The organism is Streptomyces sp. MUM 2J (assembly GCF_022414535.1).
In the GTDB taxonomy this organism is placed as follows: domain Bacteria; phylum Actinomycetota; class Actinomycetes; order Streptomycetales; family Streptomycetaceae; genus Streptomyces.
Genome location: NZ_JADWYM010000066.1, coordinates 1 through 22,748, shown reverse-complemented (window position 1 = coordinate 22,748; position 22,748 = coordinate 1). Strand labels below are relative to the sequence as shown.

General features: G+C 74.4%; 19 protein-coding genes and 1 pseudogene. 11 read left to right on the top strand and 9 right to left on the bottom strand.

All coding sequences use genetic code 11. The annotated features are described in order from the left end of the window. Positions 1 to 83: 83 nt before the first annotated feature. On the bottom strand, positions 84 to 638 hold the full coding sequence (locus tag I3F54_RS30550) for a TetR/AcrR family transcriptional regulator (RefSeq protein ID WP_240122172.1): 555 nt from the start codon (positions 636 to 638) through the stop codon (positions 84 to 86). Positions 639 to 770: 132 nt separating this feature from the next. Between I3F54_RS30550 and I3F54_RS30545 the strand changes: the two genes are divergently transcribed. The 3 genes from I3F54_RS30545 to I3F54_RS30535 all read left to right on the top strand — a co-directional run bounded on the left by I3F54_RS30545 (position 771) and on the right by I3F54_RS30535 (position 4,761). Beyond that, positions 771 to 1,229: a nuclear transport factor 2 family protein gene (locus I3F54_RS30545; RefSeq protein WP_240122171.1), complete on the top strand. Its 459-nt coding sequence runs from the start codon at positions 771 to 773 to the stop codon at positions 1,227 to 1,229. Positions 1,230 to 1,239: 10 nt separating this feature from the next. Beyond that, positions 1,240 to 1,782, top strand: a complete 543-nt coding sequence (locus I3F54_RS30540; RefSeq protein WP_240122170.1) for a flavoprotein — start codon at positions 1,240 to 1,242, stop codon at positions 1,780 to 1,782. Positions 1,783 to 2,568: 786 nt separating this feature from the next. After that, complete coding sequence (locus I3F54_RS30535) at positions 2,569 to 4,761, top strand: RICIN domain-containing protein (RefSeq protein ID WP_240122169.1); 2,193 nt, start codon at positions 2,569 to 2,571, stop codon at positions 4,759 to 4,761. A 27-nt stretch (positions 4,762 to 4,788) separates the two neighbouring features. On the opposite strand, the gene I3F54_RS30530 is transcribed toward I3F54_RS30535, so the two are convergent. After that, positions 4,789 to 5,463, bottom strand: coding sequence for a DUF4232 domain-containing protein (locus tag I3F54_RS30530; protein ID WP_240122168.1), 675 nt, complete (start codon positions 5,461 to 5,463; stop codon positions 4,789 to 4,791). Between the two features lie 97 nt (positions 5,464 to 5,560). Beyond that, on the bottom strand, positions 5,561 to 7,945 hold the full coding sequence (locus I3F54_RS30525) for a SpoIIE family protein phosphatase (protein ID WP_240122167.1): 2,385 nt from the start codon (positions 7,943 to 7,945) through the stop codon (positions 5,561 to 5,563). A gap of 421 nt (positions 7,946 to 8,366) precedes the next feature. Here I3F54_RS30525 and I3F54_RS30520 point away from each other — a divergent pair, with 421 nt between their 5' ends. The 3 genes from I3F54_RS30520 (at position 8,367) to I3F54_RS30510 (ending at position 10,944) form a co-directional block, all read left to right on the top strand. Further along, the gene (locus I3F54_RS30520; RefSeq protein ID WP_240122166.1) at positions 8,367 to 8,612 is read left to right on the top strand and encodes a hypothetical protein; all 246 of its coding nucleotides are present in this window, start codon (positions 8,367 to 8,369) and stop codon (positions 8,610 to 8,612) included. A 3-nt stretch (positions 8,613 to 8,615) separates the two neighbouring features. Then, positions 8,616 to 8,993 (top strand): toxin Doc, encoded by a 378-nt coding sequence (locus I3F54_RS30515; protein WP_205380893.1) that lies wholly within the window; start codon positions 8,616 to 8,618, stop codon positions 8,991 to 8,993. Positions 8,994 to 9,396: 403 nt separating this feature from the next. Beyond that, positions 9,397 to 10,944, top strand: coding sequence for a ricin-type beta-trefoil lectin domain protein (locus I3F54_RS30510; RefSeq protein WP_240122165.1), 1,548 nt, complete (start codon positions 9,397 to 9,399; stop codon positions 10,942 to 10,944). 13 nt (positions 10,945 to 10,957) lie between these two features. Here the strand turns inward: I3F54_RS30510 and I3F54_RS30505 are convergent, their stop codons facing one another. Then, positions 10,958 to 12,127 (bottom strand): lactate 2-monooxygenase, encoded by a 1,170-nt coding sequence (locus I3F54_RS30505; RefSeq protein WP_240122164.1) that lies wholly within the window; start codon positions 12,125 to 12,127, stop codon positions 10,958 to 10,960. Between the two features lie 177 nt (positions 12,128 to 12,304). Further along, a complete protein-coding gene (locus tag I3F54_RS30500; RefSeq protein WP_240122163.1) occupies positions 12,305 to 12,856 on the bottom strand; it encodes a hypothetical protein in 552 nt (183 codons plus the stop codon). A 323-nt stretch (positions 12,857 to 13,179) separates the two neighbouring features. Between I3F54_RS30500 and I3F54_RS30495 the strand changes: the two genes are divergently transcribed. Then, positions 13,180 to 13,602 carry a subtilase-type protease inhibitor gene (locus I3F54_RS30495; protein WP_240122162.1) on the top strand — a complete coding sequence of 141 codons (423 nt, stop codon included), beginning with the start codon at positions 13,180 to 13,182 and terminating at the stop codon, positions 13,600 to 13,602. A 498-nt stretch (positions 13,603 to 14,100) separates the two neighbouring features. On the opposite strand, the pseudogene I3F54_RS30490 reads toward I3F54_RS30495, so the two are convergent. Then, positions 14,101 to 14,512: pseudogene (locus I3F54_RS30490) on the bottom strand (PaaI family thioesterase); the annotation flags it as partial. Positions 14,513 to 14,699: 187 nt separating this feature from the next. Here I3F54_RS30490 and I3F54_RS30485 point away from each other — a divergent pair. From I3F54_RS30485 to rfbB, 4 genes are all read left to right on the top strand, one after another. Then, positions 14,700 to 16,034 carry a S1 family peptidase gene (locus tag I3F54_RS30485; protein WP_240122161.1) on the top strand — a complete coding sequence of 445 codons (1,335 nt, stop codon included), beginning with the start codon at positions 14,700 to 14,702 and terminating at the stop codon, positions 16,032 to 16,034. Positions 16,035 to 16,464: 430 nt separating this feature from the next. Further along, positions 16,465 to 18,906: a SpoIIE family protein phosphatase gene (locus I3F54_RS30480; protein ID WP_240122160.1), complete on the top strand. Its 2,442-nt coding sequence runs from the start codon at positions 16,465 to 16,467 to the stop codon at positions 18,904 to 18,906. A 218-nt stretch (positions 18,907 to 19,124) separates the two neighbouring features. Continuing rightward, positions 19,125 to 19,304: a hypothetical protein gene (locus I3F54_RS30475; protein WP_240122159.1), complete on the top strand. Its 180-nt coding sequence runs from the start codon at positions 19,125 to 19,127 to the stop codon at positions 19,302 to 19,304. Positions 19,305 to 19,365: 61 nt separating this feature from the next. Continuing rightward, on the top strand, positions 19,366 to 20,319 hold the full coding sequence (gene rfbB, locus I3F54_RS30470; RefSeq protein WP_240122158.1) for a dTDP-glucose 4,6-dehydratase: 954 nt from the start codon (positions 19,366 to 19,368) through the stop codon (positions 20,317 to 20,319). 21 nt (positions 20,320 to 20,340) lie between these two features. Here rfbB and I3F54_RS30465 read toward each other — a convergent pair whose 3' ends face one another. The 3 genes from I3F54_RS30465 to I3F54_RS30455 all read right to left on the bottom strand — a co-directional run. Beyond that, on the bottom strand, positions 20,341 to 20,988 hold the full coding sequence (locus I3F54_RS30465; protein WP_240122157.1) for an SRPBCC family protein: 648 nt from the start codon (positions 20,986 to 20,988) through the stop codon (positions 20,341 to 20,343). A 10-nt stretch (positions 20,989 to 20,998) separates the two neighbouring features. After that, a complete protein-coding gene (locus tag I3F54_RS30460) occupies positions 20,999 to 22,108 on the bottom strand; it encodes an XdhC family protein (RefSeq protein ID WP_240122156.1) in 1,110 nt (369 codons plus the stop codon). Then, the coding region (locus I3F54_RS30455) for a VWA domain-containing protein (protein ID WP_240122155.1) at positions 22,101 to 22,748 on the bottom strand (648 nt) is incomplete at its 5' end. The genes I3F54_RS30460 and I3F54_RS30455, both read right to left, overlap by 8 nt.

The window sequence follows — 22,748 nt, the reverse complement described above, 5'->3', positions numbered from 1 at the left end:
CCCGACGATGCCGTCGACGACGAGGTCGGCCCGGTCGATGGCCGCCGGGGCGTCCCCGGTCCCGGTGGGAGACCCGCGCGACCTCAGCGGCCCCGGGTCAGCAGCACCCACGCGGCCTCCCGCGCCTCCGCGGCCGGTTCGGCACTGCCGGTGATGCCCGCCGTGACCATGGCGCCCTCGGCGAGCAGGAACAGCGGCCCGGTCAGCGCGGCGGGCAGTCCGGCATCCTCCACCAGAGCGCCGAGGTAGCCGCGGAAGGCCTCCTTGTGGGCCCGCACCTGCGCCGCCACGGCCTCCGACGTGGCGCCCAGCTCGCCGTAGGCGTTGATCCACGCGCACCCGCGGAAGCCGTCCTCGCCGCACCACTCCCGCAGCCAGTCGTAGACCGACAGGACGCGCTCCCGCGGCTCCGCGTGGCGGTCCACGTGCGCGGCGAGCCGCCCCCGCCACCGCACGTCGCGTCGCTCCAGATACGCCTCCACCAGCTGCTCCTTCGCCGGGAACACCTGGTAGAGCCGCTTGAGCGAGACTCCCGAGGCGGCGCGGATGTCGTCCATGCCGACCGATTTCACCCCGCGCGCGTAGAACAGCCGCTCGGCGGCGTCCAGAGCCCGCTCGCGGGCGTCCGAGCCGTCCATGGACCACACTCCCTTGACCTGAGAACCAGCGTTCTCCTATGTTAGCGACCAGACGGAGAACGCGCGTTCTCCAGCTTTCCCGTCCTGTCCGACCGTCCCGTTGCCCGCGCCGCCCCCAGTCAGGAGCACCTCATGGCCGACCGCCCTCCCCTCCCGCCCTTCACCCCCACGACCGCCGCACAGAAGGTCCAGGCCGCCGAGGACGCGTGGAACACCCGTGACCCGCAGCGGGTCGCGCTCGCCTACTCCGAGGACTCCGTCTGGCGCAACCGCGACACCTTCCTCACCGGGCGCGCCGAGATCGTCGCCTTCCTGAGCGCGAAGTGGGCACGCGAGCGCGAGTACGCCCTGCGCAAGGACCTGTGGGCCTTCGACGGCAACCGCATCGCGGTCCGCTTCCAGTACGAGTGCCTCGACACCGACGGCCGGTGGTGGCGCGCCTACGGCAACGAACTGTGGGAGTTCGACGCACACGGGCTGATGACCCGCCGCGAGGCCAGCATCAACGACGTGCCCATCGAGGAGGGCGAGCGCCGCATCCACGGACCGCGGCCCGAGGCCGAGAAGGGCCACGTGCTCCCGCCTGAGTAGGGTGCGGCGGGTGACCGAACGGACCGAACGCGCGGCGAGACCCTTTCTCTACGTCGTCGTCTGCGCGGCCGGTGCCGCCGCCGGTGTCGGCGAGCTGATCACCGCCGCGCACGAACGCGGCTGGGAGGCCGGTGTCTTCGCCACCCCCACCGCCATGGGCGGCTTCTTCGACACCGCCGGGGCCGAGGCGCTCACCGGCCGCCCCGTCCGGTCGGCCTGGCGCCGCCCCGGTGACCCGCGGCCCTTCCCGCCCCCCGACGCCGTCGTGGTGGCACCCGCCACCTTCAACACCGTCAACAAGTGGGCGCAGGGCCTGGCCGACACCCTGGCCGTGGCGACGCTGTGCGAGGCCTGCGGTCTCGGGGTCCCCGTCGCCGCCCTGCCGTGCGTGGCCGACGCCCTCGCCAACCACCCCGCCTACCGCGAGAGCCTGACCCGGCTGCGCGCGATGGGCGTCCGCTTCGGGGACCGCTATTCCGGCGAGCCCGACGAACGGGGCGTGCGGCCGCCGTTCGACTGGGAACGGGCACTGGACCTGGTCGCGCGGCGATAGCGCGGTGGGGCGGCGAACGCCGTCGCAGAAGTACCGTGAGCCCCCTCGTGCAGACCCGCCCCCCACGCCGCCCTGCGCCCGCGCGACGGAGACGCCCGCCAGCCTGACCTCCTCGCCGCTCGGCGCAGAGGAACCTGCCCGCAAGCGGCGAGGAAGGCGCCGGTCGTCTCCCGGCGGTGTCCAGCCGACCGCCGTCGCGAGATCGGACGTCGCCCCGGACGAGAGCGTGCGGGTGCTGTGTGCGGGGAGCCGGGCACCCCGCGCGGCACCACCGGCGCCCTCGGCGGGGCGCTCCAGGGGCCCTGTGTCGCATCCGGTCCGCGGGCACTGAGTCCCGCTCAGCCCCCTCCCGCGCGGGGCCGTCCGCGAGCCGCGGCGCCGGACGGCGGTACGGGGTGGCGCCGCCGGCTGCGCTCCCGCCTGCCTCTCCGGCATCGAGCCGTCCGGTTCGGGGCCCGGGGTGCCGGGGCGGAACCCCGCGGCATTCCGTGCCGCAATGCGCCATTGACGAACTGTCGAATTGCGCGGGAGGTCGCACAATGTGCAATTCCGCAAGATCCCTTGTTCCCCGTCCCCGGCCTGTGCCAAGGTGTCCGCTGTCGGCGCGCAGACAACGATGTGCCTGTCCCCGCGAGTGCGAGGCCGCTCCCGTCCACGCCCCACGCTTCACCGGAGCAGCCTCAGGCGGACGGCCGAGATGCCGTATCCCGTGCGGTGCCGTCATCGACAGGATCGCGAAACCCCTTGGTACGACTTCGTGCCGCATGCCCTCGGAGGAATACCGCCGTGAACACCGCCGGCCCGCCGAATTCCCCGACGCCCGGACCCTTCGCCGACACGGGCGAGGAGACCGACGCCCAGTTGAGCGCACGGCTGAAGCAGTGGACCGGTGCCACGCCCGCCCTCCACCCCGTCGGTGAACTCCTCGACCGGCACTGGGCCGCCGCCTTCGCCTACGCCCGGCTGTGCACCGAGGACGGACGGGCCGCGGGCATGCTCACCACCGCCGCCTTCACCCGGCTGTTCGGGGAGGCCCTGCGGCAGGACGGGCCCAGTTCCGCATGGCGGCCCCACCTGCTGGTCACCGTGCGCCGCATCGCAGCCGAGTGGGACACCGACGGTCGCCGCGAACTCCTCCACCCCGCGCTGCGCACCCCCGACCACTCCGTGGAACGCGCCGCCGCCCGGCTGCTGCTGCCGCCGGCCCACCGCCGTACGCTCTCCCGCGCCTTCCTGCGGTTGCCGCAAACCGCCCGCTGCGTCCTGTGGCACACCGAGGTCGAGGCCGAACCACCCGCGGTGCCGGCCGTGCTGCTGGGTCTGGAGGAGGGGGACGTGGCCGTCGAGGTGCGCCGCGCCCGAGAGCGTCTTCGCGCCGAGGTGCTCCAGGTCCACCGGGAGTCGGCGCCGGGCGAGGAGTGCCGGCACTACCTGCGTCTCCTCGACGCCTCCTACCGCCGCAGCCGCACGGTGACCGACCCCGACCTGCGCCGCCATCTCGACCGCTGCCGCCACTGCCGGCACACCGCCGACCAACTCGCCCAGTTCGGGGGCGAACTGGGCTCGGCCCTGGCGGAGGCCGTCCTGGGCTGGGCGGCCCGCGACTACGTCGCGGCCAGGGCGGAGGAAGCGGCCGCCCACCCGGACGGGCAGGCACCGCAACCGGACAGGGCCGCCGCGGGAGACCTCCTTCGGGCCGTCGGCGTGCCGCAGGCCGACCCCTCGGCCGGAGACGCCCCCGCCCCCGGCGACCCTCATGACGCCGTGCACGCGCGCGGGGCCGGTGCCCCGCGGGGCCTCGGAGTCGTCGGCGCGGGGGCCGACCGCCCAGGCAGTGTCCGGGCCGACGGCACCTCCACGGGCGGCCCCGGGGGAGTGGTCCCCGGGGACCCCGACCCGCTTGCGCCCCCTGCCGGGCCCGACGCCCCCGGTGCGCCCTCGCGTGCCGGGGGCGCCTTCGCGGCCTCGTTCCGCAGGGCAGGGCGCGGCCACTCCGCCGCGGCTCGCGTCCCGGGACCGCGGCCCCCGCGGGGGAGGCGGCCGGCCGCTGCGCGCGGCACGCAGACCGGGCCGGGCGGTTCCCGGGCCGCGGCCCGCAGGGCGATGCACCGGGCGCGGGCGGTACGGCGGCGCAATCTGGCGCTGGCCGTGCTGACCGTCACCGGCCTGATCGTCCTGCCGCTGGCGCTGTGGGCGACCGGCCCGGACGGCCCCGGCGACGGCACCGCGGCCGGCACGCCCACCAGGACCCCGGGCACGGGCGGAGCCTCCTCGGGCCCCTCCGGAATCAACGCCCGCGAGCCGGGCGGTGAGACGCTCACCGGGCAACTGCACACCCTGGGCTCGGGGCTGTGCGTCGACGTCGCCGGCGGCAAGGCCGTACCGGGTGCCGAGACCCGCCTCGCCGTCTGCTCCCCGGCGGCGGCGCAGCGGTGGTCGTACGAGCCGGACGGCCTGTTGCGCAACGTCGCCGCGCCCGGCCTCTGCCTCGACTCCCACCTCGGCTACTCGGTGCGCCTGGCGCCGTGCGTGGACGCCACCCAGCCCGGCGGCACGGACGTCCGCTACGACTTCACCGTCCAGGGCAACCTCATACCCCGCGGGAACCAGAACCTCGCCCTGGCCCCCGCCGCCACCAACGGCTCCGGCGCCCTGGTCCTGAAACTGCGCGCGCAGGACACCGCCCAGCGCTGGGTGATCGGCGCCTCCGCCCCCGACCCGCAGATGAAGGCCGTCAACTGGGACGCCGCCTCCGACTCGGCCGGCCCGTTCGCCGCGACCCCCGCGCCCCCGCGGCCGTCCCGCTCCGCGGCCCGGACGGTGCCCCCTCGGACGTGGACGGCGCCCCCTCGGACACCCCGGTCCCCAGCCGCCGGCGAATGTGCCGAGCATGCGTACTCCTGCCCGGACTCCGGCCGCGGCAGCCGGCCGGACGGCTACGGAGACGACGGCCACCGAGCCGGCGGACGCAGCCGCTGAGAGCGGCCCGGGGGGAGACCTGCACCCTCAGGGACCGGTGCCCGGGCGGAACGTGGCCAGGAACACCGAGGACGTGTTCCCGCCGACCGGCACCTCCCCGGCCGTCCACGGCACCTTCAGCGGCTTCCGCTCATCGGGCGGCGTGACCAGCAGCGCCGCCGGTGTCGCGGTGCGCGCCCCGCTGATCTGCGGGTTGGAGTACCGCAGCCCGGCCCAGGCACTGCCGCCCGGCGCCAGGGTCACCGTGCGCGGGACGGAGCCCGTCTCCCGCAGCGGATCGGGGCCCAGCTGGTGCCCGCCTGCGTCGACGAAGGCGGCGCCCGGGAATCCGTACACCGTGCAGGTCCGGGACGAGGCGTTGGTGAGCACCACGGGGAAGTTCTCCTGCCCGGCACCGGGGTCGTTGCGGCCGACGGACGCGCTCAGCTCGGACGTGTGGCAGCGGCTGCCGCTGCCGGCGTTCCGGGTGGTGGTGCCGGTGGGGGGCTGCCGGGTGCCGGGCGAGCCCGGCGCCGGCAGCGGGCTGCTCGCCGCACCCGCCGTCGCCGGCGTTCCCGCCGTCGTGCCGGAGGCGGTCTTTGCGGGTGGGCCCGCAGTTCCCGAGCCGGCCCCACCGCCGCCGCAGCCGCACAGCAGCGCGGGCACGGCGCAGGCGCTCGCGAACGCGGTCATCGAACGCATCGAACGCTTCGAGTGAGACATACCCGACGTCTGCCCCGTGGCAGGGCGCCGATGCGCTCGGGCCCCGCCGCCAGCGGACGCGTGGCCGCGTCCGGCCGCCGGGAACGCCGCACCGCGGCTACCGCTCCTCCAGGAGGGCCAGTTCGGCCCAGATCGTCTTGCCGTCGGCGGTGTGCCGGCTGCCCCAGCGCTGGGTCAGCTGGGCGACCAGCAGCAGTCCCCGGCCTCCCTCGTCCCAGGTCTTCGCCCTGCGCAGGTGCGGCGCGGTGTGGCTGGTGTCGGAGACCTCGCAGATCAGCGTCGATGCGTCGTGGATGAGGCGCAGGCGGATGGGCTGGGCGCCGTACCGGATGGCGTTGGTGACCAGCTCGCTCACCACGAGCTCGGCGGTGAAGGACGCCTCCAGGAGCTGCCAGGTCTCCAACTGCTCCACCACCTGCTTGCGGATCGGGGCGACCAGCGAGGGATCGGCCGGGATGTCCCAGGTGGCCACCTGGGAGGCGGGCAGTCCCTGGGTACGGGCCAGCAGCAGCGCCACGTCGTCGGCGGCACCGCCCGCCGGCAGCAGCGCGTGCAGGATCCGGTCACAGGCCTCCTCCAGGAGGCCCGCGCCGCCCGCGAGCGCATCGCACAGCCCGCGGAATCCCGTGTCCGCGTCCCGTTCGCCGGCCTCGATGAGACCGTCCGTGTAGAAGGCCAGCACACTGCCCTCGGGGACGTGCAGCTCGGTGTTCTCGAAGGGCAGCCCGCCCACGCCCAGCGGGGGACCGGCCGGCACCGTCACCCGATGGGGCCGGCCGCCCGGCGGGAACAGCACGGGCGGGGCGTGCCCGGCGCGGGCGACGGTGAAGCGCCGCGACACCGGGTCGTACACCGCGTACAGGCAGGTGGCGCCCACCTCTCCGGGGCTGCCCTGGTCTCCGGCCTCCTCCGACAGCCGCACCACCAGGTCGTCGAGGTGGGTGAGCAGTTCGTCGGGGGCCAGGTCGATGTCGGCGAGCGTGCGCACGGCTGTGCGCAGCCGGCCCATCGTCGCCGAGGCCTGCACGCCCTCGCCGACGACGTCCCCGACCACCATGGCGACACGCATCCCCGACAAGGGGATCACGTCGAACCAGTCGCCACCCACCCCGGAGCGTGCCGCCGGGAGGTAGCGGGACGCCGCCTGCACGGCGGCGGTGCGGGGCAGGCCGGGCGGCAGCAGGCTGCGCTGGAGGGCCAGAGCGGTGTCGCGCTCACGGGAGTAGCGGCGCGCGTTGTCGATGCACACGGCGGCCCGGGCGGTCACCTCCTGCGCCAGCAGCATGTCGTCGGGCGTGAACGGGTCCGGCCGCCGGAACCGGGTGAGGACCGCCACCCCGAGGGTGGTGCCGCGCGCCCGGATCGGCACGGACATCGTGGTGTGGACGCCGTGTTTCTTCGCCCGCATGCTGCGCTCCGGGTCCCAGGCCAGCCACGGTTGCAGTGTGCCCGCGGAGGCCGAGGCGATGATGCTGCGGCCCTGGACGAGCGAGTCGGCCTGCGGGGATCCCAACGGGTAGTCCTGGACGTCGCCGGGTTCGGCCGCCGCCTCGGGCGTGCCCGGGGTCACCGACCGGTGGGCGACGCGGCGCAGCGCGATGGGCGCGGTGAGCGCCGCCGGGGGCTCGACGGACGGGCCGCCCACGTCCAGCAGGTCGACGCTGACGAGGTCGGCGAGGGCGGGCACGCAGACGTCGGCCAGCTCCTGGGCGGTACGGGTGACATCGAGGGTGGTGCCGATGCGCACGCTGGCCTCGTTGACCAGCTGGAGCCGCTCGCGGGCCAGGTGGTGCTCGGTGAAGTCGTGCACCGCCAGGCTCACACCCCGCACCCGGCCTTCGGCGTCCCGTACCGGCGCCATCCGGGCCAGCCAGGCGTGCGCCAGTGGCTCACCGCCGGCACGCCCGTAGGCTTCCACGTCCTTCGCCCGGCCGGTGTCCAGGACCTCGCGCAGATGCTGCTGGATCTCCTCGCTCTGCCGTGTCCCGCCGATCTCGGCCGGGGTCAGCCCCCGCAGGCGGTCCCCCGGCAGCCCGGCCACCGTGGCCATGGCGTCGTTCATCCGCCGCAGCCTCAGGCGCTCGTCGTACACGGCGACGGCGCAGGGCGACTGCATCAGCCCCGCCACGGCCAGCGGGTCGTCGGGGTCGTCGGGGGGGCCGGGGTCCAGCGGCGCGATGAGCAGCCAGTGGCCCGGGCGGTCGCCCTGCGCGGCGACGTGGTGGGCGAGCAGCCACAGCGGCACGGTGTGGCCGTCGCGGTGGCGCAGCTCCAGCGTCCCGCTCCAACGCGTCCCCGTCCCCTCGCGGGCGGGGCCCGACGGCCCCGAGGAGACCAGCCGGGTGGCGGGGCGCCCGACGACGTCGTCCGCGGTCCAGCCGAGCAGGCGGTGCGCGCCGGTGCTCCAGCCGGTCAGGGTGCCGTCCTCGGCGACCACAGCCCGTGCCGTCGCGGCATCGTCGAACGGGTCGTCCGGGCTCATCGGCGCCACTCCATCGCGCACACTCACAGTGAACAGATGTTGCACGTGGGCTCCAGAGTAGTGCGTCCGCGGGCCGCACGGACGGGAACCCGGGCTCGTGGCGGGCCGGGCGGGCGGTGCCGAGCCGCGACGGGCCCGCTGGTCGGGGCCCTGGGACGGCCCCGGAGCGGGCTCCGCGGGTACGACCGGGGGCCGGTCCCGCCGCCCTCGGCCGGTCGCGCTTCGCGGCGCGGGAGGGCGGGCAGGGAGGCTTCCCCCGGTGGGCGCCGCACACGGGCCGGCGTCCGGGCGGGCCGCCGTCCAGGGCGGTGATCTCCGGCCGGGTGCCCCCACACGGGTGCTGTCGTCCGCCGGTACCGTCGCCACGCCTTGCTGACCTGCCGGTATTTACGGCCAAGTACCCGCACGGTACCGTGAGAGCATGCCAGCTCTGAATGTGGAGTTCAGTGATCGTGAACTGGAGGACCTCCGGGCGATCGCCAAGGAGCGCGGTACGTCGATGAAGGCGCTGGTGCGTGAGGCCGCCGCCGCCGACATCGCCCGCCACCGCGCGCTCCAGGAGGGTGCGGAGGCCTTCCGCCAGTTCTTCGCCTCGCACGCCGACGAGTTCGCCGCCGCCTTCCCCGACGACGAGCCGTCCGCCCAGGCCGCGGGGCGGGTCGGCTGACCGATGCCGCCCGTCCTCCACATCGACGTCCCCTGGCTGCTCCAGCGCCACGAGGAAGTGCTGCCGGAACAGCCCACCATCAACGATTTCTCCGCCCTGGTCGCCGCCGTGGCCAGACACCGGGTCGACCCGCCCCGCCTCGGCGTGGACTCCGACCCGGCCTGGCGCGCCGCCGCGCTGCTGCACACCCTCGCCCTGCTCAAGCCGCTGCCCTCGGCCAACGCCCGTTTCGCCTGCGCCACCGCCGTGGCCTACATGTACGTCAGCGGCGCCGGTATCGACCCGCCCTACGGCGCACTCGTCGACCTCGCCCGCGATCTGATGTCCGGCAAGGCGGACGTCTACGGTGCCGCGGACCGGTTGCGTTCCTGGCAGATCTGACACCGGGCTGCGGGGGAGGGAGCCGTCACCGGCCCGGCACCGGGGTGCGGGGAGAGCCCCTCCGGGCCGCCGACCGAGGGCGGGAGGAACAAGGCCGGCGGCCGTTTCGCGCAGGAGTGCCGCCGTCCTGCGCGGGGCCTCCGAGGAAGGGCCGGTTCCAGTGCACTACGTGCCGCCCGGCAGCGGGAGCGTGCGCGTCCCGCCGGTGCGTGCGCGCGATTCACACGGGGCGCATGGACAAACGAATGCCCGTGCGAACGGTGGGAGTTGGCGCGTCTTTCTGACTTTCTTTCAACGGGCCGGAAGTTGCCCGGGCGTCTTGTTGTGTACGAGTGGGGTGTGCGACGCTGCGCATTCGCCTCGCACCCCGCGCCAAAAGGTACGCACCAAAAGGAAACTGCTCGTGCCAACCCCCCACTTGCACCACCCCGTGTATCCGCCTCCGGGTGGAGGCCCGGAGGAATCCGACGAGTCGCTCGCCGTCCGGATGCGCGGCGGGACCGACGACGAGGTGGCCCAGTCCACCGGCCTGCTCATTGCGCGTCATTGGCGGCCCGTGCACACCTATGCCGCCATCTGCCTCGCCTCGTCGGCCGACGTCGCCGCCATGGCCACCGCCGCCGCCTTCCAGCAGGTCTTCGACCGCCTCACCCTGGGTGACCCCGGCGCCGCACTGCGCCCCCGCCTGCTGGTGGCCGTGCGCGACGTCGTGCGCCGATGGGCCGCCACCGACCGAATAACCGAAGTTCTGCCGCAGTTGCTCAAACCCGCCGGCGGACGGGGTATGCGTGCCGCCAAGTACATGACATCCGAAAATCGGAAGTTGACCGAAGAGGCATTCGCGGCCCTTCCCGCTCGCTTCCAGTGCCTGTTGTGGCATACCGAGGTCGAAGGTGAACCCATATCGGTCCCTGCCGCGTTGCTGGGCACGGATGCCGACACCGCCGGGTCACTCCTCGAACAGGCACGGGAAAAACTCCGCGAAGGCTGCGTCAGCGCCCATAGGGAACGCGCGCCGAGCAAGGACTGCCGTTTCTACAACCGGCTTCTCGACGTCCCCATCCGTCGCGGCAAGGACCTGCTGCCCGACGTGCAACAGCACCTGGACCAGTGCCGACACTGCCGCTTCGCCGCCGAGCAACTGGGCCGGTTCGAAGGCCGGTTGGGGGAACTGCTCGCCGAGGCGGTGCTCGGCTGGGGCGCCCGCCGCTACCTCGACTCCCGGCCGGAGCGGGACCGGCCGCAGTCCACCCGGCGGGGCACCGCCCGGCACCGGGGCGGGCCGCCGGACGGTACGCGCCGTCGGCTCCTGGACCGCATCCCGGTATCCGGCCGCCGCGTCCCCCGTACCCCCAGCTCGCCGCGCGTCCTGCTCACCGGTGTCGGCCTCGCCTCCGCCGGGGTGCTCACCTCCCTGCTCATCGCCGGAATGTGGACGGGCCAGGGCAGCGGCGCCGACCCGGCGGCCTCCACCACCGTCACCGGCGGCAACGGAACCGGCGCGGGAACCCTGGCCCCGCCCGTCTCCACCCCGCCCCCCGCCTCCCGGCAGACCCGGCTGCGCAACGCCGCCGCCGACCTCTGCCTCGACGTCCGCGGCCGGGCCGATGCGGGCGCGGCCACGCAACTGGCGCTGTGCTCGTCGGCGGTGACCCAGCAGTGGTCGTACGAGAGTGACGGGCTGCTGCGGAGCGCGGCCGATCCGCAGCTGTGCCTCGACTCGCACGCCGACGCCGGGGTCGTCATCCTCGGCCGGTGCGCCGACCGAGCCGACGCGCGCGCCGACGACATCCGCTACGACCGCACCGCACGGGGCGAGTTCCTGCCCCGCTGGGACGACGCGCTCGCGCTCGCCACCACCACCGGTGACGCCGGTGCCGATGTCGTCGTCAAGGTTCGCGACGGCTCCTCCGCGCAAACCTGGCTGACCGACGCGCCGGCGGACTCGTAGCGGGCCGCGCCGGTCAGGCCGGTTCCCCGGCGAGGTCGGACGCGCCGAGGCCGGCCGGGCCGGCGTGCCCGGACAGCGCCAGGGTGAGGTCGAACTCGGCGAGCAGGCAGCGGATGACGTGGTCGACCCCGGCCTGCCCGTCCAGACCCAGCCCGTACGCGTACGGCCGCCCCAGCAGGACCGCCCGGGCGCCGAGGGCGAGCGCCTTGAAGACGTCGGCGCCGGTGTGGATGCCGCTGTCGAACAGCACCGCGAGCCGGTCGCCGACCGCCCGCGCCACGTGTGGCAGGGCGTCGGCCGCGGCGACCGCCCCGGCCAGCTGCCGGCCGCCGTGGTTGGACACGACCACCCCGTCCATTCCGGCGTCGGCGGCGCGCCGGGCGTCGTCCGGGTGCAGGATGCCCTTCAGGACGATCGGGCCGTCCCAGTGCTCCCGCAGGAACGCCAGGTCCGGCCAGGTCTTCGCGGGGTCGGCGAACATGCCGACGAAGTGCATGACGGCCGCGTTCGGGTCCTCGGCCACCGGTTTGGCCAGGCCCGACCGGAAGGCCGGGTCCGTGAAGTAGTTGGCCGTGCCCACCCCGTGCAGGAACGGGAGGTAGGCCTGGTCCAGGTCGCGCGGACGCCAGGACAGCAGCGGAGTGTCGAGGGTGACGACGAGGACGGAGTAGCCGCTCGCCCGCGCCCGGCCCAGGAAGCTGCGGGTCACCTCCGGGTCCTTGGGCCAGTAGAGCTGGAACCAGCGTTCGGCGTCCCCCATCGCCTCCGCCACCTGCTCCATGGGCGTGCTGGAGGCGGAGGAGAGGATGTAGGGCACCCCGCGCGCGGCGGCAGCCCGGGCGGCCGCGCTCTCCGCCCCCGGATGCATGATCGACAGCACGCCGACCGGTGCCAGTGCCAGTGGAGCGGGCAGCCGACGGCCCAGCAACTCGACCGACAGGTCGCGTCCGTGCACGTCCCGCAGCATGCGCGGCACGATCCGGCGGCGGTCCAGGGCGGCCCGGTTGGCACGGGCCGTGCTGCCGTCACCCGCGCTGCCCGCCACATAGCCGAACGGGCCCGGGCCCAGCCGCCGCTCGGTGACCTCCTCCAGGCGCGTCAGGTCGGTGGGCAGCCGGGGTACGGCACCCGTCATCCCGTTCAGGTAGATCTCGTACTGGAAGTCCGCCCAGTGCCCGGTCATCGCCGTACCGCCTCTCGTCGTCGAGTCCGCGCCGCACCCGCACCATACCGACCGGTAGGGCCGGTCGGTCGGGGCCGGAAGACGGCGCCGGCGACGCCTGTGGGCATCCGTGGGGGTGCAGCCGGCCGGGACGGGCGCAGCCGCGGGTGCGGGCCCGGCCGGGCCGGCCGCCCGTACTCACTCCTCGCCGGTCGCTGTGTCCTGCGACGCGGTGTCCGGACCCTGCGCCCGCACCCGCTGCACGTGCTCCAGGGACTCCCGCAGCTCGGTCAGCCAGTCGTCGGTGTGGCGCTGGACCAGGCGGACGCACCAGGCCAGGGCGTCGCTGCGGCTGCGGGCCACGCCGCCGGCGATCAGGGTGTCCAGCACCTGGCGCTCCGGTTGCCGCAGCCGGGTCATCACGGGCGCCGCCACATGCGTGAACAATGCGCGTTCACCGTCGCACTCCACTCCCCAGGAGACCTTGCGGCCGAAACGGTGCTCGGCGTCCCGGGCCACCGCGATGCGGGCCTCCCTGGTGCGCTCACGGAACTCCTGCACCCGGCCCTCGACCGCCGCCGCCCGCTCGGCCGCGGTCGCCTGTGTCCGCAGCTGCGGCCCGGAGATGCGACCGACCACGGTGATCTCTTCGCGGTCGACCGTGACCTCGGTGAGTTCTTCGAACAGGTCGTCCGGCAGCCGGCCCGCGAACCAGCCGCGCAGCTTCTCACGTTGCTCTGCCGTAATCATGTAATGACGATTACTCCGCTCGCGCATGAACACAAGGGGCTGCGAAGGAGTCCGCCGAGAGCGGAAACGGAATGTTTCCGGACGATTAACGAGCGCATGGAAACCGGCCATACGGCCGGTCTGGCACCCCCGCGAAGGCCTGGTTCCGGGGTCGAGCCGTTCGAATTCCGTGACTTCGCGCCACTGATTAAATACGCAAGGTTACTGAAACCCGTGGGGTCGATGTGTGTTTCGGCGGCGGACTCGGCAGACTCGCGCTCGCCGCCGTGGCGCCCACCGGGCCGCGGTCGGCGCCCCGACTATCGAGCGGAAGGATGCACACAATGCGTTACACCGCGCGCTGGGCAGCGACCCTAGGCCTCGCGGCCACAGCCGCCTGCTGGCCCCTCGCCCAGGCCGCCCTGGCCGCGCCCGACTCCCTCTACGCCCCGTCCGCCCTGGTGCTCACCTTCGGTCACGGCGAGAACGCCGCATACGTCAACCCGGCGCGCGCGGTGACCCTCTCCTGCGCGCCGACGTCGGTGGGCACCCATCCCGTCCCCGCCATGGCCTGCGCCGAACTGCGCGCCGTGAACGGAGACCTCGGTGCTCTGGAGAGCCGGGGCGACGTGATGTGCACCAAGGAGTACAACCCCGTCGTCGTCACCGCCGAGGGCGTCTGGGAGGGACGGCGCGTCGCCTACGAGCGCACCTTCCCCAACGAATGCGTGAAGAACGCCTACGGATACAGCGTCTTCGCGTTCTGAGACCGGGGTCGCGTGGTTCCCGTGACCATTGCGAGGCTCGCAGATGGGGAGTGCGAGCCCATTTCACGGGTGCCGGGCGATCTCGCACCGGGGGTCGGCCGGGCGGAGTGGGGCCGCCCGTCCGACCCCCGGAATCATGGGCCCCGCCGGCGGGGCGAAAAGCGGCCCGACCGGCCCGTCCGGGCCCGCCTCCGCCGAGCCCGCCGCACCCCGGGGAACCTGTCCACCGGGTGGCGCGGCACGAAGCCGGCCCTGACGGAGCGACACCGGCGCAGGCGCTGACCCTTGCGGCGATGCCCCGAGGACCGATGCCCCGGGGCCGATGTTCCGAGGGCGCCCAGACCCGGCTGATCCGACCGCGTACCGCTGTCGGGATCGCCGGGACACCGCTCCCGCGCCGCCCCTGGCGATGCGCGAGCCCGGCGGGATCCGCTGCCACGTTGCGGGCCGTACCCGTCGGGTCCGACCCGCACGACGGTGGCCGCGCCCGGCCGCTCGGCCCAACAAGGCGTAGACCGTGCTCGCGTGCGCCGCGAGTGCACCCGACGCCTCGCCGGTGAGCGCGATGCCGGCGAAGGCTGTCCGCCGGCCCGGCTCCGTCAGGACCGCCTGGATCAGGACATCCGAACCCGGGACCGCGCGCTGGAACGACGTGGACTGCCGAACGGTCGTCATCGGCACGAAGACACCCCGCGCCGCGCCAAACGGCGATCACGGTCGGCGTGTCGGCGGCGGCCATCAGGGCCTGCCCCTACAGTGCCCCACCCTCCCGGGCCGGCCGTTCCGACCAGGGCAGACGCAGCAACGCCCGGTCGGCGGCCACGGCTTGGACGGACAGCCCCGGATCGAGCACCCACGGGGCGAGGCTGTCGGCGAGGATCTTGTCGGCTTCAGCGGTGGTCATCGTCATATGGGCGATTGTTCCCCGCGGTTGGCCGCACCGCCCGCCTCCTGGCCGAAACGGCTCCCGGCACGCCGTCCGCCGAACCGGGTGTGAACGCCCCGCCCGGCCCGTGCGTACCTCCAGCCATCCAGGCGCCGCCGAACACCGGCTGCCGGCCGGCAGTACGGACCGCGTTCCGCAGGAGGTACAGAAGTTGAGTCACAAGCGAATCCCGAAGCGCAAAGCCGCGATGGCGGTGGGCGGTGCGGCCGCACTCGGTGCGGCCGCGATCCTGCTGCCCAGCGCCCACGCCTCCCAGGACGGCGGCTCCGCCGCCTCCGCCGCGCCCAGGACGCTGAAGTCCGCAGACGCCTCGGAACTCGCCGCGCAGCTGGCGAACCTGCTCGGCGACACCTTCGCCGGCTCGTACTACGACGCCGTCCGGCAGCAACTCGTCGTCAACGTCGTTCCGGGCGACAACAACGACGTCGTCGTGCAGGCGCAGAAGGCGGGGGCGGACGTCCGCGAGGTCGACAACAGCCTCGCCGAACTCAAGTCCGCGGCACGGACCTTGAGGAGCAGGGCCACCATGCCGGGCACCGCCTGGGCCGTGGACCCGCGCACCGACAAGATCCTCGTCACCGCCGACAGCACGGTCACCGGCGCGAAGTGGAACAGACTCGAGTCCACCGTGCGGAGCCTCGGTTCGGACATGGCGACGCTGAAGCGGTCCGCGGGTGCCTTCAAGACGTTCGTCTCCGGCGGTGATGCCATCTTCGGTGGTGGCGCCCGCTGTTCCCTGGGCTTCAACGTCACCGCGTCCGACGGGTCGCCCGCGTTCCTGACGGCAGGTCACTGCGGTGTCGCCGCCCGGCAGTGGTCCGACTCCGCGAACGGGCAGCCGATCGCCACCGTCGATCAGGCCGTCTTCCCCGGCAACGGTGACTTCGCGCTGGTGAAGTACGACGACCCGGCGACCCCGGCGGCGAGCGAGGTGAACATCGGCGGTGGACGGACCGTCGGGATCAGCCGGGCGGCCGACGCCACCGTCGGCCAGCAGGTCTTCCGGATGGGCAGCACCACCGGCCTGAACAACGGTCAGGTTCTCGGCCTCGACGCCACCGTCAACTATCCCGAGGGCACCGTCACCGGCCTCATCCAGACGAACGTGTGCGCCGAGCCCGGCGACAGCGGCGGCTCGCTGTTCACCCAGGACGGCCTTGCCGTCGGCCTGACCTCCGGCGGCAGCGGGGACTGCACCTCCGGCGGCGAGACGTTCTTCCAGCCGGTCACCACGGCCCTGCAGGCGACCGGCGCGACACTCGGCGCCGGAGGCCAGGCCGAGGGCCAGGGACAGGTACAAGGACAGGGCGCGGGTCAGGGCCAAGGGCAGGGCGCGGGTCAGGGCCAAGGACAGGGCGCGGGTCAGGGCCAAGGACAAGGACAGGGCCGCAAGCAGGGGCAGGGCGCGGGCCGCGCCGAGACCGGTGACGGGTCCGGTGCCGGAGCCGACGACGAGAGCGGTTCCGATCTGGTCGAGACCCACTGATCCGGTCCCGCGCTTCCGGCCGGTCGCGGAGGTCCGGCCCTCCGGCGGGAGGGCCGGACCACTCGCCCCGCGCCCCACCGCTCCCGGAATCCCGGGCACCCCCTCGCATCCTCCCCCCACATCCCCCCGTACCTCCCATCCCCCGCACCCCCTCGAAGCAGCAGCGCGACGCCGCCTGTGACTCCCCCTCGGGCGTCGCGCTGCGCCCGTCGCCCACACGGTGCGGGCCGGGCCGCGTCCCGCACCGGGGAGGCGCACCCGCCCAGCCGGTGGGCAAAGGCGCAGGGACCTGCGTGTGCTTCTCCACGCGCCGCGGCGATCTGCCCTCCGGACCGTCGCAGATCACCCTTTGGACCAGTCGCGCCCCGGGGAACCGCGCCGAACGCTCGCAGGGGCTGCGCGGGCGTCCCATAAGCGCTGTAATACGGAGGTGGTCAGTGAGGGAGCAGGGGGGCGCAGAACGCGGGGGCTGCGCGCCGAGGCCGCTCTCGAAACGGTCATGGCCGATGCCGACTCACCCGAACGGGTGCATCGCGTCCTGGAACTGGCGCTCGTCTTCGCGGACGCATCCCTGGTCGCCCTGTACGCCCCCGGCGAGGGCGGCGAACTGCTGCGCCTGGTGGAATCGGCCGGCCTGCCCCGGACCCTGTACGGGCTGCCGGAGAGCTACCCCGTGTCCGGTGCCTCCCCTGCCGCCCTGGCGCACCGCGACACCCGCCCGGTGTGGCTCGGTCCCGGCGAGCAGGACCCGGGCCCCCGGTCCCGTGGGGCGCAGGCGCAGGAGTTCTCGCTGGCCGTTCTGCCCGTACGCGCGGGCGACGGCTGCCTGCTCGCCGTGCGCGAGGGTCCGGGCGGCTTCGACGCCGACGAGCGCAGCTGCCTGGAGCTGATCGCCCGGTCCGTCGTCTGTCCCGCCGCGGGCGAACCCGAGACCCGCGGGGAGCCGGCCGCCGACTCCTTCTCCCTCGCCATGGACAGCGGCCGGATCGACGTGGGCGACGACATCCTCCGCCTGTTCGGCCTGCGGCGGGAGGAGTTCGACGGCAAGGTGGAGACACTGCTCGCCCGCACCGTGCCCGAGGACCTGCCCTCGCTGATGTCCGTCGTCGAGGCCGACCACATGTCCCTCGGCGACCGCGAGCTGGAGTTCCGCGTCCTGCAACCCGATGGCCCGCCCCGCTGGCTCCGGCTGCACGGTCGGCTTCTGCCCGGCGGAGGGGACCGTTCTGCCCGCCTGGTGGGCAGCGTCGCCGACGCCTCCACCCTCCGCTCGGACGTCACCGATGTGGCCCGCGTGCAGCGCCTGGCCGCCGCCCTGTCCACGGCCGGCACCGTCCGCGACGTCAGCCAGGCCGTCGTGACCGCTCTGCGCCGCCCACTGCGCGCCGACCGGATCGCGCTGGCCGAGCTGGAGGGCGACCGTCTCGTCGTCACCGTCCTCGACCCGCCGGAGCCCGAGGGCTGGCCGGAGCTGTGGCGGATGGAGTGGCGTGCCGAGTGGCCCGACGCGCCCGTGCGCACCATGCCGACGCTCGCCGCAGCGCTGCGCGAGGGCCGCGCCCAGATCTGGCCGGCCGGCACCGCGCTGGAGCCCGCCCTCGCCGAGGTGGGCCCCGGCGGGCTCGCCGTGCTGCCGCTGCCCGCCGACGGACGCATGGCCGGGGCCTGCCTCATCGGCTGGGACGCCCCGCACGACTTCGGCACCGACGAGCGGGCCCTGCTCACCGCGTCCGCCGGCCTCGCCGGGCAGGCACTGATGCGCGCCCACGCCTTCGACGCCGAGCACGAACTGGTGACCATGCTCCAGCGCCAGCTCCTCCCGCGCCGTCTGCCGAAACTGCCCGGAGCGGTCGCCGTGGCCCGCTACCTGCCGGCCACGGCGGGCCTGGAGGTCGGCGGCGACTGGTACGACGTCATCCCGCTGCCCGAGAACCATGTCGCCCTCGTCATCGGCGACGTCCAGGGGCACAGCACGGCGGCCGCCACCCTCATGGGCCAGATGCGCACCGCGCTGCGGGCCTACGCTGCCGAGGGCCACCCGCCCGACGTGGTCGTCGCGCACGCCAACCGCCTCCTGTCCGACCTGGAGACCGACCTCTTCGCCACCTGCTGCTACGTCGACGTCGACATGGAGGAGGGGTCCGCCTGGTGTGTGCGGGCCGGGCATCCGCCGCCGGTGCTGCGCCATCCCGACGGCCGCACCGAGATCGTCGAGAGCGACGGAGGTCCGCCTCTCGGCGTGCTGCGGCAGGCCGAGTTCCCGCTCGGCCCGCTGGCCCTGCGCCCCGGCGCCGTCCTCGCGCTGACCACCGACGGTCTGGTGGAGTCCGTCGAGGCCGACATCGACGAGGGCCTCGCCCGCTTCGCCGACGATCTCGGCGCCGCCGACCCCGCCGACCTCGGCCCGGTCGCCGACGCCCTGCTCGGCAGCGCCCAGCGCAACGACGACGTGGCCCTGCTCCTGCTGCGCTACGACGGCATGGCCTCCCGCCCGCTGCGCGAGAGCTGGACGGTGTGGCGGGTGCCGCAGGCCGTGGGCCAGGCCCGCCGCTTCACCCGGCGCACCCTGCGCGCCTGGGGCGTACCCGAGCCGGACCAGGACTCCGCCCTGCTGGTCGTCTCCGAACTCGTCACCAACGGGCTCGTCCACACCGACGGGCGGGTCCGCCTCGACCTCACCCTGGTCAACCACCGGCTGCGCGTCGCCGTCGCCGACGCCTCCCCGCGCAGTCCCGTCAAACCGACCAGCATCGGCTGGGAAGCCACCGGAGGCCGCGGGATCCTCCTGGTCGAAGCCGTGTCCGACACATGGGGGACGGTTCCGGTCAGCGGCGGCAAGCAGGTGTGGAGCGAGATCTCGCTGGGCCACTGAGCCACTGGACCGGTGAGTCACCGAGCAGCAGGGCGTGAGCCCGCCGCCGGACAGCGGCCGTCTCCGGAACCCGGCGCCGCGACCTCGCCGGAGCCCGAGCCGGCGCTCCGGCAACGGCGGTCCCGGCAGCACCAGGGACACCTCCCGCACCCCGTTTGAGCCGCCGTACCCGGGGATACCCGACGAGGGACGCCGACGCAGAAGGAAGATGAGGCACCGTGATCCCGCAGAGCAAGGAGTCCCACCGGACCCGCCGCCCCGAGACCGGCTGGGCCAGAGCCCGGCGGCTGCGCCGACAGCAGGCACTGCGCACCTGGATGCCCGCCGTGGAGAGCCCCGACGGTCCGCCCACGTCGCCTGCCGGGAGCGAGGGGAACATCGTGCGGGGCGAGGACTGACCAGCGGACCCGGCGACCCCGCACCCGGCGGTCCGCGGCGCCGACGTAGGCTCGCCGCATCATGCACCTGCTCGTCACGGGAGCCGCCGGTTTCGTCGGCTCGACCTACGTCCGCACCCTGCTCGCCCGGGAGGAGCCGCCGTACATCACCGTGCTGGACCGGCTGACCTACGCCGGAAGCCTCGACAACCTCCCGCCCGCCGGTCCGCGGCTGCGGTTCGTGCAGGGCGACATCTGTGACGAGGGCCTGGTCGACAAGCTGGTCGCCGAGGCGGACCAGGTGGTGCACTTCGCGGCCGAGTCCCACGTGGACCGCTCCATCGAGGGCGCGGCCGGCTTCGTCCGCACCAACGTGCTCGGCACCCACACGCTCCTTGAGGCGGCGCTGCGCCACGGCACGGAACCGTTCGTGCACGTCTCCACCGACGAGGTCTACGGTTCCGTCCCGGCCGGTGCGTGCGCCGAGGAGGCACCGCTGCGGCCCACCTCGCCCTACGCCGCCTCCAAGGCCTGCGCAGACCTGCTCGTCCTGGCCGCGCACCGGACCCACGGCCTGGACGTCCGCGTCACACGGTGCTCCAACAACTACGGCCCGTACCAGTTCCCCGAGAAGGTCGTGCCACTGTTCGTCACCCACCTCCTCGACGGCCGCCCGGTGCCGCTCTACGGCGACGGACGCAACGTCCGCGACTGGCTGCACGTCGAGGACCACTGCCTCGGCGTCGAGCTGGTGCGCGCCCGGGGCCGCGCGGGGGAGGTCTACAACATCGGCGGCGGAACCGAACTGACCAACCTCGACCTGACCGGACTGCTGCTCACGGCCTGTGGCGCCGGCTGGGACATGGTCGAGCACGTCTCCGACCGCAAGGGTCACGACCTCCGCTACGCCGTCGACTGGGGCAAGGCCCGCCGCGAACTCGGCTACCGGCCGCAACGGGACTTCACGACCGGTCTCGCGGAGACCGTCGCGTGGTACCGCGACCACCGGTCGTGGTGGGAACCGCTGAAGGAGTGAGTGCCCGACGGTCCCGGTCGCTCAGTGCCGCGCCCACCGCCGAATCCGCAACGCGGCCCAGACCGCCGCCGCCACGGCCGCCGCCACCATCGCGGCCCGCTTGGCGATCGGGACACCGGCCGTGCGGAACAGGTCGATCGGCTCGTCCGCCGCGGCCGACGGGGACGGTGCCGCCGCTGTGGCCGGCGACGGCACCCCGCCGGCCGCCGTGGTGGCGGTCTCGCCGGGCGCGGCGATGCGTTCGGCCAGGCAGCTCGCGAACTGCGCCACCAGCCGGTCGCCCACCTCCGCCAGCACGCCGCGCCCGAACTGCGCCGGCCGCCCCGTCACCGTCAGATCGGTACGCACCGAAACGGTGGTCGCCCCGCCGTCCTCGGTGAGCGCGGCGGTGACCCTGGCCCGCGCAGTGCCCTGACCCCGGGTCTCCCGGCCGTTCGCGGCCAGCACCAGGCGCCGCGCCTGCTCATCCTGTTCCTCGAAGACCGCGGTGCCCTTGTAGGTGACGGTGACCGGGCCCACCTTCACCTTCACCGAGCCGGTCACCGTCTTGCCGTCGAACTCCTCCACACTCGCCCCCGGCAGGCACGGTGCCACCCGCTCGATGTCGAGGAGCGCCTGCCAGGCGTCGTCGAGGGGCACCGGCACGGTGAACTCGTGATGCAGCTCCATCTGTTCCTCCTCAGCGGGCGTCGGTCGCGGGGTGGATGGCCCCCGCCGTGGCCGTCAGCGGTGCCCCGCTGCCGCCCCAGCGCAGGGCGACGATCTCGGCGGCGACGGACACCGCCACCTCCTCGGGCGTACGGGCCCCCAGGTCCAGGCCGAGCGGAGAGCGCAGCCGGGCCAGCTCCCGCTCGGTCAGCCCCGCCTCCACCAGCCGCTTCGTCCGGTCCGCGCCGGTACGGCGGCTGCCCATCGCCCCGATGTACGCCGCGGGCCGGCGCAGCGCCTCCTGCAGCAGGGGGACGTCGAACTTGGGGTCGTGGGTGAGGACGCAGACCACCGTGCGGTCGTCGGTGTCCGTGGCCCGCAGATAGCGGTGCGGCCAGTCCACGACCACCTCCGCGCCCGGCGGGAACCGCTTCGGCGTGGCGAAGACCGGGCGGGCGTCGCACACCGTGACCCGGTAGCCCAGGAAGTCGCCGATGCGGGCCACGGCGGCGGCGTAGTCGATCGCGCCGAACACCAGCATGCGCGGCGGGGGCGCGAAGGAATGCAGGAACACCGACACGGCGTCCTCCCGCCGCTCACCGTGCGGCCCGTAGTGCCGCACGCCCGTGGCGCCGAGGGCGAGCTCACCGCGTGCGTCGGCACTCACCGCCGCGTCCAGGCCCGCCGAGCCCAGCGTCCCGGACACCCGGTCGGGCCACACCGCGAGCGCCGCCCCACGGGGTGCCGGACCGTCGGTCACGGTCGCCACGGTCACCGGGTCGCCCGCGGCGACCGATTCCGCGACCGCGCCGAACGCCGGATCCCGTTCCGGTGTCACCGGCCGTACCAGCACCGTGATCTCGCCGCCGCAGGTCAGGCCCACCGCGAACGCGTCCTCGTCGCTGTACCCGAACGTCTCCAGCCGGGCCTCGCCGCTCGCGACGACGTCCTGGGCCAACTCGAACACCGCGCCCTCCACGCAGCCGCCGGACACACTGCCAACGACCTCGTCGTCCGGGCCCACCGCCATCGAGGCGCCCGGATCGCGCGGTGCGCTGCGGCTGCGGCCGACGACCGTGGCCAGGCCGAACGGCGCGCCCGCCGCGTACCACGCGCCGAGCACCGGCAGAATCTCACGCACGCTCCGCTCCTCTCACCACCGCCGCCAGATGTTCCAGCGCGGCCAGACTGTGTCCTTCCACGAACGCGTCCACACTGGGCAGTGCCGCCGCCATACCGGCCGCCAGCGGCGCGTAGCCGGGCCGCGCCTTCAGCGGATTGGCCCACACCACCCGGTACGCCAGGCGGTGCAACCGCCGCATCTGCGCCGCCAGCAGCCGCGGATCGCCCCGCTCCCAGCCGTCCGACAACACCACCACCACCGCGCCCCGGGCCATGCCGCGCTGTCCCCAGCGGTCCAGGAACTCCCGCAGCAGCTCACCCAGCCGAGTACCCCCGCGCCAGTCCGGCACCACCTGCGCGACCGAGGCCATCGCCACCTCCGGATCGCGGTGCGCCAGCTCCCGCGTGACCCGGGTCAGCCGGGTGCCGACGGTGAAGGCCTCCGCCCGAGCACCCCGCACCGCCGCGTGCGCGAACCGCAGCAACGCGTCCGCGTACGGCGCCATCGAGCCGCTCACGTCCACGAGCAGCACCACCCGGCGTGGCCGCTCGGCCCGGGCGTGCTGGCGCGGCCGGACCGGCTCCCCGCCGTGCCGGAGCAGCTCCCGCACCGTGCGGTGCGCATCGACCGGGCCGCGCCGGGCCGGCCGCCGCCGGGC

What these genes read in the sequence shown, in the direction of transcription:
- I3F54_RS30550 (WP_240122172.1), bottom strand. Translation starts at nt 638, where the DNA reads ATGGACGGCTCGGACGCCCGCGAGCGGGCTCTGGACGCCGCCGAGCGG.
- I3F54_RS30545 (WP_240122171.1), top strand. Translation starts at nt 771, where the DNA reads ATGGCCGACCGCCCTCCCCTCCCGCCCTTCACCCCCACGACCGCCGCA.
- I3F54_RS30530 (WP_240122168.1), bottom strand. Translation starts at nt 5,463, where the DNA reads ATGTCTCACTCGAAGCGTTCGATGCGTTCGATGACCGCGTTCGCGAGC.
- I3F54_RS30525 (WP_240122167.1), bottom strand. Translation starts at nt 7,945, where the DNA reads ATGAGCCCGGACGACCCGTTCGACGATGCCGCGACGGCACGGGCTGTG.
- I3F54_RS30520 (WP_240122166.1), top strand. Translation starts at nt 8,367, where the DNA reads ATGCCAGCTCTGAATGTGGAGTTCAGTGATCGTGAACTGGAGGACCTC.
- I3F54_RS30515 (WP_205380893.1), top strand. Translation starts at nt 8,616, where the DNA reads ATGCCGCCCGTCCTCCACATCGACGTCCCCTGGCTGCTCCAGCGCCAC.
- I3F54_RS30505 (WP_240122164.1), bottom strand. Translation starts at nt 12,127, where the DNA reads ATGACCGGGCACTGGGCGGACTTCCAGTACGAGATCTACCTGAACGGG.
- I3F54_RS30500 (WP_240122163.1), bottom strand. Translation starts at nt 12,856, where the DNA reads ATGATTACGGCAGAGCAACGTGAGAAGCTGCGCGGCTGGTTCGCGGGC.
- I3F54_RS30495 (WP_240122162.1), top strand. Translation starts at nt 13,180, where the DNA reads ATGCGTTACACCGCGCGCTGGGCAGCGACCCTAGGCCTCGCGGCCACA.
- rfbB (WP_240122158.1), top strand. Translation starts at nt 19,366, where the DNA reads ATGCACCTGCTCGTCACGGGAGCCGCCGGTTTCGTCGGCTCGACCTAC.
- I3F54_RS30465 (WP_240122157.1), bottom strand. Translation starts at nt 20,988, where the DNA reads ATGGAGCTGCATCACGAGTTCACCGTGCCGGTGCCCCTCGACGACGCC.